Source organism: Henriciella pelagia (assembly GCF_002088945.1).
Classification (GTDB): Bacteria; Pseudomonadota; Alphaproteobacteria; order Caulobacterales; family Hyphomonadaceae; genus Henriciella; species Henriciella pelagia.
Genome location: NZ_NCSU01000015.1, coordinates 115,115 through 128,054 on the forward strand (window position 1 = coordinate 115,115; position 12,940 = coordinate 128,054).

Genomic DNA, 12,940 nt, shown 5'->3' on the forward strand with positions numbered 1-12,940 from the left:
TGATATTTTCTGTTACAAAGCGGCTGCTTCTAGTGGTTGGCGGACCGTCTCAGGAAGGCTGGAATTTCGAGATCAGCGTCATCGAAAGGCGCGGCGGTCGGATGGTCGTCCGGTGAGGACACAATCTTTTCCGGGATCTCGACATCATCCTGGTCATTGTCACCCGGCGTGGTCCCCTTGCGCCAGCCAAACAGGTTCGCGAATCCAGCGCCAGCTTCGTCATCGTCGCGCTTGCTCGTGCCCTTCTGAGGGGCTCGCGAAAGGGCCTGGTCAGCCGAAACCTGGTCACTGCCCTCGGCACGCTCGACATGAGCGGCTGGCAGCGGACGGCTCGTAAAGTCCGGGCGTGGGTCGCTTTCGAACATATCGTCCTGCTTCGTGGCGCTGCCGCCGCTGACGACGACTTTCGGCTTCTCGTCCACGTCTTCCGCGCTCTCAACCGCGACAGCCTTTGGCGCTGGAACTGGATCGCTGTAGGCTGGCGTTGCAGTGATGGCGCCGGCAACGTCGATACCAGCAGCCACAACCGACACCCGAAGACGACCTTCAAGTTCAGGATCGAAAGTGGAGCCGAGAATGATGTTTGCATCCGGGTCGACTTCGCGGCGGATTTCATTGGCAGCTTCGTCCAGCTCGAACAGTGTCATGTCATAGCCGCCTGTGATGTTGATGAGGACGCCCTTGGCGCCTTTCATCGACACGTCGTCGAGCAGGGGATTATCGATCGCGGCGCGGGCAGCTTCCAGCGCACGGCCTTCGCCTTCGCTCTCGCCCATCCCCATCATGGCAGAACCCATACCCTTCATGATCGTGCGCACATCGGCGAAGTCGAGATTGATGAGGCCCGGCATGACCATCAGGTCGGTAATGCCGCGAACACCAGAGTAAAGAACGTCATCGGCCATGCGGAAGGCTTCCGCAAAAGTGGTACGCTCATTGGCGATCCGGAACAGGTTCTGGTTCGGCACGACAATCATCGTATCGACGGCTTCGCGCATGCGCTCCAGGCCGGTTTCAGCGATCTTCATGCGGCGCGCGCCTTCAAATCCGAAGGGCTTGGTCACCACGCCAACTGTCAGGATGCCCTTGTCATGTGCAGCCTTGGCGATGACGGGGGCGGCGCCCGTACCGGTTCCGCCACCGAGACCGGCAGCGATAAAGACCATGTGAGCGCCTTCGAGATACTCATTGATGTCGTCGATGGATTCTTCGGCAGAGGCGGCGCCGACTTCCGGACGAGCACCGGCACCAAGACCGGAGGTGGTTTCAAGACCGAGCTGGATGGAGTTTTCAGCTTTCGAACGCTCAAGGGCCTGGGCGTCCGTATTGGCCACGACGAACTCAACGCCTTGCAGCTTCGCCTCGATCATATTGTCGACAGCGTTTCCGCCAGCACCGCCGACACCAAATACTACGATCCGGGGCTTGAGTTCGTGAGTCATGAAAATTGTCCGCCTTTACAAATCTACCATGCAGGTTGTCAGGCTGTAGATTGACGGTCTCAGACTAAGAGACAGTTAAGTGAAGTCTTCCGGCGTCAAAAATTTTCACTTAGCCAGCGAAAGACTCTCTTCAGCAATCCACCCTTGCCTGGTGCACCTCCGCTTTCGGACGCGCTTCCAGCCCTGGCAACGTCCGTGAATCCCCTGAATTCATAGGATAGCAGACCTGCGGCTGTGGAAAAGACCGGATTGGCATGAGATTCACCCAAAATATCGGCTTCCACCGGTTTTCCGAGGCGAACTGGTTGCTGCAGAACGCGGGTTGCGACGTCACGCACGCCCGGAAGCAGACTTCCACCTCCAGTGAGTACGGTCCGTCTCGGCATTATCTTCTTCAATTCGCTCCTGGAAAGCAGGTTTCCGGCGTACTCGAAAATTTCTTCGATGCGCGGGGCTATGATCGCAGCGATCTGTCCCCTTTCCATGCGGTATCCATTGAGGCGGCCATCATCGCCCAGCCGCGCGACTTCCACGCGTTCAGCCATGCCCGGTCCGTCGGCAATGGCATTGCCATGGATCGTTTTCATGCGCTCGGCCGCTGCGAAGGTGGTACCTATGCCCTGGGCCAGATCACCTGTCACATTCGCGCCGCCGGCAGGAACCAGACCGAGCCAGGCGGGCGACCCGTTGATGAAGGCACATGCCGCCGTGACGCCAGAGCCCATGTCGATACAAAGCGCACCATTCTCGATCTCATCATCGATCAGCGTTCCTGCCCCGCTGGCGATCGCCGACGGGATGATGCGATCAACGTGGAGGTGCGCCCGGCCGACACATTCAACCAGGTTGCGGACAAGGGATTTCGGCGCAGAGATCACAGAGAGAAGAACGCTCAGCTTTTCGCCGATCATGCCTGCCGGGTCCTTGATGCCCTCCTGATCGTCCAGCTGATAGACGACGGGATGAGCGCTCAGGATTTCGCGCTGTTTCGGATTGACCTTGGAGAGCGCAGCGGCGTGGAGCTTCTTCAAATCTTTCGCCGTCACTTCCCGGCCGCCAATATCAATCAGCGAGGCGACGAACTCACAACCGACACGAGGCCCTGTAATCCCGAGCACAACGTGCTCAATGCGTTCACCTGCCTGGCGTTCGGCATCTTCGACAGCGAGGCGGACAGAGCGCTCCAGCGCGTCCATGTCCTTGATCGAGCCACCATTGAAGCCGCGGCTCTGCTGGCGGCCGCCGCCGAGAAAGGTGAAGCCCGCCTTTGAAGACGGGTCGTACCGGCCGATCAGGCAGGTGATCTTGGAGCTGCCGATATCGAGCGAGGCAATCGCCTGCCCCACACGGGCGGCCTTTGCGGGTTTCAGTCGTGCCTCGGCAGTGGCCATGATCAGCTTTCCGCTGGCGCGCTTCCTGCGCCAACTTTACGTGTGGGTTTAAGGAATATCTTTCCAGGAACCCGCAGGTCTATGCGGTCCAGGTTGCGGGATGTCAGCGATGTACCCGCATCAAGCTCCGCCAGTGTGGCAGCGGCACCGCCTATGGAATGGTCTGCTGGCAGGCGGATCGTTGCGCCCGTCTTCAGCTTGATGTCCCAACGGCGTTCTGAGACGCGCTGCGCATAGGAAATCCGGTCGCCCAAGGCCTGATTGAAACTGACCGCCCGCACCAGGGCCGGAACGCCATCGGGGGCGCGCGTGCCGGCCACCCGGATAAGGCCCGGATACTGCTCTGGCGGAACACCATTGATCAGTTGTCCGAGACTGTCGACCACCGTCCATTTCTCGCCATCGTGCCATAGGGCGACGGGTTCGGCCGGCGATGCGTGGATCAGGATCTGGTTGGGCCACAGGCGGTAGACACGCGCATCGGTGACCTGCCCCGTTGCGAGAATCCGGCGGCGGATCTTGTGAGGGTCGGACGTGAACATGTTGTCACCTGCCTCGACCTCCGACTGGCGCACCACCATGGATGCGAGCGCAGCATCATCGTCCAGGCCGACAACTTTGACATCGGCAACTGACAGACCGAACGCACTGGCGACGCCGTCAAAAGCACCGGTCGCGCGATCACCGATCTTGGAGAGCGAGCCGCCCATGAGGGCAGCCCCCGCCACGATCACGGCGAACACCATGACCAGCCCGAAGATCACCGAAGAGGCGTCAACGCTTTCATATTCCGGCTCGGGAGGCGGCGGCGCTGCCTTGCGGCGGCGGCCTCTTGCCGGCTCAACGGCCTGCTGTCTGCGTCCCTTTACCGGCGGCATGAAGCATCCTCGATCATCCACGAGACGAGTTCCTCGAACGTCATGCCGGTAAAGGCTGCCTGTTCGGGCACAAGGGAGGTCGGGGTCATGCCTGGCTGGGTATTGGTTTCCAGTATCACGAGCCGGTCCCTTTCCTCGTCAAAACGAAAATCAGACCGCGTCACGCCTCTGCAACCGAGAGCCTGGTGCGCCTTCAGGGAAGCTTCCAAAGCCTGTTTTGTGACATGCTCGGGAATATCTGCAGGCACAACGTGGCGCGATCCACCTGCTGCATATTTTGCGTCAAAGTCGTAAAACTCCCTTAACGTTGTAATCTCAGTGACAGCCAGCGGCCTGTCACCCAGCACAGCAACCGTAAGCTCCCGGCCGGGGATGTACTCCTCGGCCATGAGATTGTCGCCATACTTCCAGTCGTCACACAGCAGGAATTGCGACGGACCATTATTGTTCTCGCGCACAAAGACTACGCCGAAGCTGGAGCCTTCATTGACGGGCTTGATGACATAAGGCGGCTTGATTGGATGCGCGCGCGCCGCTTCTTCGCGCGTTACCGGGACATCTTTCGCGACATCAAGCCCGGCTTGCTCATAGATAGCTTTCGACTTTCGCTTGTCCATCGCGATGGCAGATGCGGTTACACCGGAGTGGCTGTACGGAATATCGAGAATTTCGAAGAGACCTTGTACACATCCATCTTCGCCCCAGGGGCCGTGAAGCCCGTTGAGTACAACGTCAGGCGAGACGTTCGCGATCTGCCGGGCAAGATCGCGCGTCGCATCGATCCCGACAGCGTCATACCCTGCCGCCTTGGCGGCGCGCAGCATCTGGGTGCCCGAACTGACAGACACCTCCCGCTCCGACGACCATCCCCCATAGACGACTGCGACTCGTTTCATGACTTTCTCCAGATCGGGCGACCGGACATCCGGCCTTCATGTCATAGAAACAAACACTTTGGCGGTCAGAAATTAAGGCAGTGCTACGATGCGTGGAGCCGGACTGCAGGGGGCAACCACATTACGAATTAGTAAGTTGCGACCGCAATCAGATTCGTATCGCTACAAATGTAGCGCAGTGTCAGGGCGTCAGACCTAAAGACTCTTCCGGGGAGGAAGTAGCGAACATGAATTTCAAAACCGCCATCCTGGCCGGTACCGTCCTGATTGTGCCTGTTACCGCGACCGCCATGGAGCTGTCCGACGCATCGGGTGAACCTGTCGGAACCGTTTTCACAATGGAGGACTTTTCCCAGTTCTCCCCTAGTACAGCACTGGATATGGTCTCGAGAATTCCCGGCTTCGCCATTCGCGAGGAAAACTCCGAAGAACGCGGCCTAGGCCAAGCCGAGGGCAATGTGCTGATCAATGGACGACGCGTCGCAGGCAAATCCCTTACCTTGCGTGATGCCCTCAACCGCATTCCTGCTACAAATGTAGAGAAAATCGAGCTTGTAGACGGCGCGACGCTGGATATTCCGGGCCTGTCAGGCCAGGTGGCAAACGTCATAGCGACCGTGAACGGCGTCTCCGGCACGTGGGAATGGCGCTCGCGATTCCGCGAAAACCTTCCGCCCTACCTTCATGGCGGCAATGTTTCGGTGACCGGCCGGCAGAACACGCTTGCCTGGACGCTCGGCCTCAAGAGCAATCCTATCCGCGGCGGCGCAACCGGGCCGGAATATGTCTATGACGCAAATCGCAACCTGATCGAAACACGGGATGAAGACGTCAACAATATCGGCGACGAAGCTGGAATATCGGGCGCGCTCGAATGGACACCGCTTAACGGCTCGGTCGCCAACCTCAATGCCGAATACAATATCTTCCAGATCGACACACGAGAGATCTCCGAGCGCTTCCCTGAGGATGGTTCGCCCGCCCGGTTCCGCCGGTTCAACAACGCCGAGGATGAATGGAACAGCGAGATTGGCGGCGACTTCGAATTCGCACTGGGGCCGGGCCGCCTGAAGACCATCGCGCTCTGGCGCTTTGAGCACAGCCCGGTGATTTCAGGCGTGCGCACGATCGATGAGAACGGAAATCTCACCGAGCGCTCAATCTTCGAACAGACGGTCGATGAGGGCGAATCCATCCTTCGAAGTGAGTATGGCTGGCAGCCCGCCCCCGGCCGCGACTGGCAGATTGCCCTCGAAGGGGCGTTCAATTTCCTGGAAGCCGAAGCCGGCCTGCAATCGCTGGACGGGTCCGGCGTTCTCGTGCCCGTCCCGCTCGACAAGGCGAATTCGCGCGTTGAAGAGAAGCGCGCCGAAATCAATGTGACGCATGGCCGGCGGCTTTCCGGCAAGCTGTCTGTGCAGGCTTCACTTGGCGCGGAGTATTCGGAATTGTCGCAATCAGGTGGTGCCTCCCAGACCCGCGAGTTCACGCGGCCGAAGGGCTTCCTGTCAGCAGCCTATGAGGTGAACGACAAACTGACGGTGAATGCAAAGCTGGCCCGCGAAGTCGGACAGCTCAATTTCTTCGATTTCATCTCTTCGGTGAACGTCAACTCCGGCAATGGAAACCAGGGCAATCCAGACATCGTCCCGCAGCAGAGCTGGGAATCCGAGGTTGAACTGGAGAAGGATTTCGGTCCGGCCGGTGCCCACACGATCAAGTTCTACTATGAGAACATAGAGGACATTGTGGACCGCGTCCCCTTTGGCCCGGACGCCGAAGGCCCGGGCAATCTGGATGAGGCAAAGCGCTACGGCATCGCGACGAACGGCACCTTCAAGTTCGCGCCCTTGGGGCTTGAAGGCCTACAGCTCGAATACGAGCTGGAAGCGCGAAAATCCGAGATTGAAGACCCACTGACCGGCGAAACGCGGCGCATCAATGACGACCTCATTCTGGGCGGCTTTTTCGACTTGCGCTACGACGTACCGAACACGGACTGGGCTGTGGGTTTTGGCGGAGAGCGGTTCGACAATGCGCCCTTCGTACGGCTTGATGAGCGCCATTATTTCGAACTGCGCCCCGTCTACACCTTCCTTTATCTCGAACATAAGGACATCTTCGGAATGACCGGGCAGATCGAATACTTCAATGTGTTCGATGCCGATGAGCAGTTTACGCGGCAGGTCTACACCCCGCGCCGGGATGGAGCCCTGCTCTTTCGCGAAGATCGAAGCTGGCGGGCTGGCCCGATCCTGTCCATTAGCCTGAAGGGGAGCTTCTAGCGCCGGGCCTGCAGCCGCCCGATCCGGCGGATTTCCCAACGCAAATCCACGCCCGTCACGTCCAGGACGCGAGCGCGAACGAGTTCACCAAGCGCTTCAATATCGGCGGCGGTCGCCTCGCCGGTATTGATCAGGAAGTTACAGTGCTTTTCGCTGACCTGCGCGCCGCCGACCCGCAACCCCCGGCATCCGGCCGCCTCGACCAGCTTCCAGCTGGAGCGCTGGCTCGGCGTGCCGGGCGGGTCGGGGTTCGCAAAGGTGGACCCGCCTGTCTTTTCCTTGATCGGCTGCGTCTCGGCGCGGCGCTTCTGATGTTCGGCGATTTCCCGGGATAGCGTATCAGGGTCTCCCTCTCCCGATCCTGTCAGCAGGATACCGGTGACGATAATGTCATCGGGAAAATTGGTGTGGCGGTAGGAGAATTCGATCTTGGGGTCGCCATACTGCGCGATCTCGGCCTCAAACCGGACGCGCTCGCCGGACCGGGTGATGCCCTCAATCTGGTTGACAACATCCTTCAGTTCGCGGCCATAGCAGCCGGCATTGGTGCGCACAGCGCCGCCGACACATCCCGGTATGCCCGAAAAGAAGGAGAGCCCCGCAATCCCTTCCTTGGCTGCAGCCTTCGCAACCGAGAGGTCGAGCGCGCCAGCCCGGGCGAAGAGAGAGTTCGAGCCGGCCGCTTCGACGGCACCCCAGTAGCCGCCCATCAGACGGATTGTGACGCCTTCGATACCGCCATCGCGGACAATCGTATTTGAGCCCATTCCGAGGAATGTGACCGGAACCTTCTCCGGCAGGGCTTTCAGGAAATCTGCAAGGTCATCCTCATCGGCGGGCAGGAAAAGCGCATCTGCCGGTCCGCCAACGCGAAACCATGTATAGGGCGCAAGCGGCTGATCGAGCAGCAGCTTGCCGCGCACGGCAGGAAGGTGGTCACGCCAGTCCGCCAAGTCAGGACCCAAGCTTGCTGGCGAGCGAATTGGCGTGGGCGGTGATGTCCCCTGCACCAAGGCAGACAATCATGTCGCCAGGCTGAGCGGTATCCCGGATCACCTCCGGCAGCTCACCCAGGTCACCGAGCGCGCGCACATCCTTGTGACCATGCGAGCGGATACTGAGTACCAGTTCGGCATGGCTTGCGCCTTCAATCGGGTCTTCGCCAGCGGCATAGACCGGGGCAATCAGCGCAATATCGGCTTCGCGGAAGCACTGGGAGAAATCTTCGAAGAGATCATGCAGGCGCGAATAACGGTGCGGCTGCGCCACAGCGATGACGCGGTTCGCTCCCTGCATGGCACGGGCGGCCTTGAGAACGGCCTGAATCTCTACCGGGTGGTGGCCATAATCATCAATGATCCGGATGCCATTCCATTCACCGGCGGGCGTAAACCGGCGCTTAACGCCCCCAAAGTTTGCAAAGCTCTGCTTGATCTGCTCGGGCGTCGCATTCAGCTCGAGTGCGACAGTGATCGACGCGAGCGCGTTGGAAACATTGTGATCGCCCGCCATAGGCAGGCGCACCCCCTCGATGATCAGGTCCTCTCGCCCGAGACGGCCACGCACCATGACGTCGAAGGTCACGCCGTTCGGGTCCGATTCGAGATTGACGGCGCGCACATCCGCCTGGCGGTTGAAGCCATAGGTGATGATCCGGCGGTCCGATACACGGCTGACCATGGCCGAGACTTCGGGGTGGTCGGTGCAAAGGACGCCGAAACCGTAAAACGGAATGTTGCCGACATAGGTGTCAAAGGCTTTGCGGAGCGCTTCCATCGAGCCGTAATGCTCCATGTGTTCAGGGTCCATATTGGTCACGATGGCGATGGTGGGCCTGAGCTTGGTGAAGGTGCCATCGCTCTCATCAGCCTCCAGGACGATCCAGTCCCCCCGGCCAGCCTTCGCGTTCGAGCCATAGGCGTTGATGATGCCGCCATTGATCACGGTCGGGTCCACACCGGCACCATCGAGAAGCGCAGCCACCATGGTCGTTGTTGTTGTCTTGCCGTGCGTGCCGGCGACAGCGACCGTCCATTTCATGCGGATGATCTCGGCCAGCATATCGGCGCGGCGCACAACCGGGATACCCTTGGCGCGGGCAGCCTGAACCTCGACATTGTCGCCCTTGATCGCAGACGAGATGATCACCGCCCCTGCACCATCCACATTTTCTGGCTTGTGGCCGATATGGACGGTCGCGCCCTTCTCACGAAGGCGCTCGACATTGGCGCTCTCCTTTACGTCAGAGCCCTGAACCTTGTAGCCGAGATTGATCATGATCTCGGCAATGCCGGACATGCCGATGCCGCCAATGCCGACAAGGTGGGCCGGGCCGAGTTCGAATGGGGATGGTTTGAGGGTCATGCTGGTTGCTTTGCCACTTGTTCGGCGAGGTCTGCAAGATCGCTTGCTGCGGTGATTGTCCCGGTCACCCGCGCGAGCGCCGCACGGTTTTTCAAATCGGTCGCATCCTCAATACGCACCTTGATGAGTTCGCCCAACAGGTTCGGGTAGAGATTGTCCTCAAGCAGGACATCCGCCGCCCCTGCATCGACCAGCGCTTCGGCATTGGCCGTCTGATGATCGTCCATCGCGATCTTGAGAGGGATGAGAATGGATGGACGGCCCACGGCGGCGATTTCGCTCACCGTGCCTGCGCCTGAGCGGGCTATGATGAGATGCGCCGCAGCGAGCCGTTCCGGCATGTCAGAGAAGAACGGCTTCAATTCGTGCTGTAGCTGCACCTTGTCGTACACCGCCCGGACCTGCTCAAGCTGTTCCTCGCGAACCTGCTGCACCACTTTCAACCGCGCACGCAGCGTCGCCGGAAGGTGGTTTGCAATGGCAAGCGGGATGATGTCGCCGAGAATTTTTGCGCCCTGACTGCCGCCAGTGATGAAGATAGTGAGGCCGCCATCCATCGGCGGAAAAGGCTTGTCCCGCATCGCGGCGATGGGCGCGCGAACCGGATTGCCGACGGCGTGATGCACGGCGCCGGTGGGCAGGCGGTCGAGCCGGTCAAAGCCTGATGCGACAATGGCGGCCTTGCCTGCAAAGCGCCGGTTCACCCGCCCGAGTACGGCATTCTGCTCATGGATGAGGATCGGCACCTTGCGCCGGGCCGCTGCACTCAGTGCCGGAAAGGCCGGATAGCCGCCAAAGCCTGCGACCAGCGACGGCTTCAGCCGCTTCATGGTGGATGCGGCGGAATTGATACCGCCCCAGATTTTCAGCGCAGCACCCGGCAAGGTCCAGGGCTTGCGTGTATTGGGGCTCGCGGCCTTCACTTCTTCCTTCCAGTCCGCTGGGAAGTGTTCGGCATAACGCAGCCCGCGCTCATCGCTCATCAGGCCGACCTGCCAGCCGCGCGATCGCATTTCTTCGGCAAAGGCAGCGGCCGGGAACATATGCCCGCCCGTGCCGCCTGCACCGATGATCACGAGGGGCTTTGCTGCGTCAGGCTCTGCCATCCGGCCTCCAGGTCGTCGAAGTCTGGCGCCGAATAAGCGCCAGAGCGAGACCCAGAGTCAACGCGATACCGAGCATTGATGAGCCTCCATAGGAAATGAAAGGCAGCGTCATGCCCTTCGGGGGAAGAAGGTTCACATTCACACCGATATTGATGGCAGCCTGAAGGCCGAAAAGCGCAAAGAGTCCGGCAGCCGCAGCGCGGGGGTACGGGTCGCGGACGCGAGACGCGCCGCGGAAGCCGCGCCAGCAGATAAAGACGAACAGACCGATCAGCGCGAGGGCGGCGACATAGCCGAATTCTTCACTGAGCACAGCATAGATGAAATCGGTGTGGGCGTCCGGAAGCTCGGTCTTCACCGCGCCTTCACCCGGCCCCGCGCCAAAGATGCCGCCACGACCGATCGCCTGTGACGCCTTGTCGATCTGGTAGGTGTCATATTCAGAAGGGTTGATGAAGCTGTTCACGCGAAAGCGGACATGCGGCAGGAGCGCATAAAGCGTGGCACTCAGACCTACGCCCCCACCGAAAAACATTGCAGCCCATCGCCATGGCAGGCCGGACACGAAGAAGGTCACGATAAAGGCCGCCGTCAGCAATGCAGACTGTCCGACATCAGGCTGGAGCAATAGAAGACCGAGCGTGACGACGTAGAAAACGAGCGCGACGACGGCCCACGGACCGCCCGGATAGAGCTGCCTCTGCGCGAGCAGCCAGCCCGAAAGGATGATGAGCGCCGGCTTCACGAATTCCGATGGCTGCAGCGTGAAGCCGCCCAGTTCGATCCAGCGTTGCGCGCCCTTGGCTTCATGGCCGACGATCAGGATTGCGGCCAGCAGAACGAAGGAGCCGCAGAAGACAAGCGCCGACAATCGTCGCACCCAGGTCCGGTCCAGCAGGCTGGCACCAAACAGTATGATTACGGCCGCCGCCGCAAAAAAAGCATGGCGTTTGACGAAATGAAACTCATCGGCCTGGCCCATACGCTCTGCCGCGGGTGGGCCAGCAGCAAGGGAGAGAACCAGCCCCAGGCCGAGCAGAACACAGCCTGCCAGCAGAATGGACCAGTCGACACTGCGCCGCCACTCAGTGATATGAGAGCGGTCCGACCGCGGCAGGATCAGGGCTTCACCGACCTGCACGCTCATGCCGATTCTTTCATGACCTTCACGAGCGCATTTCCGCCGAGGTCTTCGACGATGTGGCGGAAGGCATCACCGCGCGCTTCGAAGTCCTTGAACTGGTCGAAACTCGCGCAAGCAGGTGACAGCAGGACGATCGGGTTCTCCTCGCCTGATGCGCGCGCATCACGAAAGGCGGAGGAAACGGCTTTTTCGAGTGTACCTGACTTCTCGAAGGGCACGACGTTTTCGATGGTCCGCGCGAACGCATCAGCTGCATCGCCGATGAGGTAGGCCTTGGCGACGCGGTTAAAGAGGCTGTTGAGCGGTCCGATGCCTTCAGCTTTCGGGACGCCGCCAGCGATCCAGTAGACCCTTGGATAGGCGCGCAGCGCCTGCTCTGCCGCCTGCGCGTTTGTTGCCTTTGAATCGTTGACGAAGCGAACCCCGTCGATCTCGCCGACCTGCTCCATGCGGTGAGCGAGGCCGGGGAAAGTCTGGATTGCAGCGTTGATGCGCGCAGGCTCAATGCCGAGAGCGCGGCAGGCCGCATAAGCCGCCGCTGCATTCTGGTGATTATGACGGCCGGGAAGCGCAGGGGCTTCATTCAGATCCCCGACACGGATGGCATTGCCGGAGAGGCTGTCGAAGAGATTGCCATTCACAGCACTGACACCGCGGCCCAGTGCGAATTCGGAAGACACCTGTGTCACCCGCACGCCGCCGCGCGCCGCCAGGTCCATGGCGAGCGTCTGCGTGATCGTATCATCGACCGCGATCACCGCCGTATCGCCCGGTTGCTGGTTCAGGAATATCCGGCGCTTGGCGTCGACATAGCCTTTCATGCCGCCATGGCGATCGAGATGATCTGGCGAGACGTTCAGCATCACGGCGACATCGCAGTGCAGGCTTTTGACGAGGTCGAGCTGATAGGAGGACAGCTCCAGCACGTAATAGGCGTTGGCATGAAGCGGCGCCATGTCGAGCACGCCTGTGCCGATATTCCCGCCAATGCGCGCATCCATGCCGCACTCTTTCAGGATATGCCCGATGAGTGCCGTGGTGGTCGATTTCCCGTTCGTGCCGGTAATCCCGATGACTTTCGGGCGGCCGCGCTCCGGCAGCTGCTGCACGGCGCGGGCGAAGAGCTCCATATCGCCGACAACCGGAACATTGGTCATCTGCGCAAGGCGCACCAGACGGTGCGGTTGTGGGAAGCGGTACGGAATTCCCGGCGACAGGACGAGCGCCGCGAAGCTCTGCCAGTCGCGCTTGTTCAGGTCAGAGAGCGGAATGCCGGCAGCTTCTGCTTTTGCGCGGGTGTCCTCGCTGTCATCCCAGGCATGGACCCTTGCCTTACCGGCCTTCAAGGCGCGCGCAGCCGCAAGGCCTGTCCGGCCGAGGCCGTACACCGCAACGTCTTTTCCAGCATATTCGGTAATCGGGATCATGGGGTGC

Annotated in this window: 10 protein-coding genes; 1 reads left to right on the plus strand and 9 read right to left on the minus strand. The window is 60.5% G+C overall.

The genetic code is table 11. The annotated features are described in order from the left end of the window. Positions 1 to 29: 29 nt before the first annotated feature. The 4 genes from ftsZ to B8746_RS15160 form a co-directional block, all read right to left on the minus strand. The gene (gene ftsZ / locus B8746_RS15145; protein WP_084394544.1) at positions 30 to 1,442 is read right to left on the minus strand and encodes a cell division protein FtsZ; all 1,413 of its coding nucleotides are present in this window, start codon (positions 1,440 to 1,442) and stop codon (positions 30 to 32) included. A 95-nt stretch (positions 1,443 to 1,537) separates the two neighbouring features. Further along, positions 1,538 to 2,833, minus strand: a complete 1,296-nt coding sequence (ftsA, locus tag B8746_RS15150; RefSeq protein WP_084394545.1) for a cell division protein FtsA — start codon at positions 2,831 to 2,833, stop codon at positions 1,538 to 1,540. Positions 2,834 to 2,835: 2 nt separating this feature from the next. Further along, entirely contained in the window at positions 2,836 to 3,711 is an 876-nt protein-coding gene (locus B8746_RS15155) for a cell division protein FtsQ/DivIB (RefSeq protein ID WP_084394546.1), read from the minus strand. Continuing rightward, entirely contained in the window at positions 3,699 to 4,607 is a 909-nt protein-coding gene (locus tag B8746_RS15160; RefSeq protein WP_084394547.1) for a D-alanine--D-alanine ligase, read from the minus strand. The genes B8746_RS15155 and B8746_RS15160 overlap by 13 nt, the downstream gene beginning before the upstream one ends. A gap of 227 nt (positions 4,608 to 4,834) precedes the next feature. Here B8746_RS15160 and B8746_RS15165 point away from each other — a divergent pair, with 227 nt between their 5' ends. Beyond that, a complete protein-coding gene (locus B8746_RS15165) occupies positions 4,835 to 6,892 on the plus strand; it encodes a TonB-dependent receptor plug domain-containing protein (protein ID WP_084394548.1) in 2,058 nt (685 codons plus the stop codon). Here the strand turns inward: B8746_RS15165 and murB are convergent. From murB to murD, 5 genes are read right to left on the minus strand one after another with little or no spacing between them, the layout of a single operon-like run. Next, on the minus strand, positions 6,889 to 7,845 hold the full coding sequence (gene murB, locus B8746_RS15170; protein ID WP_084394549.1) for a UDP-N-acetylmuramate dehydrogenase: 957 nt from the start codon (positions 7,843 to 7,845) through the stop codon (positions 6,889 to 6,891). The genes B8746_RS15165 and murB overlap by 4 nt on opposite strands. 1 nt (position 7,846) lies before the next feature. Then, complete coding sequence (gene murC, locus B8746_RS15175; RefSeq protein WP_084394550.1) at positions 7,847 to 9,256, minus strand: UDP-N-acetylmuramate--L-alanine ligase; 1,410 nt, start codon at positions 9,254 to 9,256, stop codon at positions 7,847 to 7,849. Continuing rightward, entirely contained in the window at positions 9,253 to 10,362 is a 1,110-nt protein-coding gene (locus B8746_RS15180; RefSeq protein WP_084394551.1) for a UDP-N-acetylglucosamine--N-acetylmuramyl-(pentapeptide) pyrophosphoryl-undecaprenol N-acetylglucosamine transferase, read from the minus strand. The genes murC and B8746_RS15180 overlap by 4 nt, the downstream gene beginning before the upstream one ends. Next, a complete protein-coding gene (gene ftsW / locus B8746_RS15185) occupies positions 10,349 to 11,509 on the minus strand; it encodes a putative lipid II flippase FtsW (RefSeq protein ID WP_084394552.1) in 1,161 nt (386 codons plus the stop codon). Before ftsW ends, B8746_RS15180 begins: the two co-directional genes overlap by 14 nt. Further along, positions 11,506 to 12,933: a UDP-N-acetylmuramoyl-L-alanine--D-glutamate ligase gene (murD, locus tag B8746_RS15190; protein WP_084394553.1), complete on the minus strand. Its 1,428-nt coding sequence runs from the start codon at positions 12,931 to 12,933 to the stop codon at positions 11,506 to 11,508. The genes ftsW and murD overlap by 4 nt, the downstream gene beginning before the upstream one ends. Between the last annotated feature and the right edge of the window lie 7 nt (positions 12,934 to 12,940).

What these genes read in the sequence shown, in the direction of transcription:
- B8746_RS15160 (WP_084394547.1), bottom strand. Translation starts at nt 4,607, where the DNA reads ATGAAACGAGTCGCAGTCGTCTATGGGGGATGGTCGTCGGAGCGGGAG.
- B8746_RS15180 (WP_084394551.1), bottom strand. Translation starts at nt 10,362, where the DNA reads ATGGCAGAGCCTGACGCAGCAAAGCCCCTCGTGATCATCGGTGCAGGC.
- B8746_RS15165 (WP_084394548.1), top strand. Translation starts at nt 4,835, where the DNA reads ATGAATTTCAAAACCGCCATCCTGGCCGGTACCGTCCTGATTGTGCCT.
- murD (WP_084394553.1), bottom strand. Translation starts at nt 12,933, where the DNA reads ATGATCCCGATTACCGAATATGCTGGAAAAGACGTTGCGGTGTACGGC.
- ftsW (WP_084394552.1), bottom strand. Translation starts at nt 11,509, where the DNA reads ATGAGCGTGCAGGTCGGTGAAGCCCTGATCCTGCCGCGGTCGGACCGC.
- murC (WP_084394550.1), bottom strand. Translation starts at nt 9,256, where the DNA reads ATGACCCTCAAACCATCCCCATTCGAACTCGGCCCGGCCCACCTTGTC.
- ftsZ (WP_084394544.1), bottom strand. Translation starts at nt 1,442, where the DNA reads ATGACTCACGAACTCAAGCCCCGGATCGTAGTATTTGGTGTCGGCGGT.
- ftsA (WP_084394545.1), bottom strand. Translation starts at nt 2,833, where the DNA reads ATGGCCACTGCCGAGGCACGACTGAAACCCGCAAAGGCCGCCCGTGTG.
- B8746_RS15155 (WP_084394546.1), bottom strand. Translation starts at nt 3,711, where the DNA reads ATGCCGCCGGTAAAGGGACGCAGACAGCAGGCCGTTGAGCCGGCAAGA.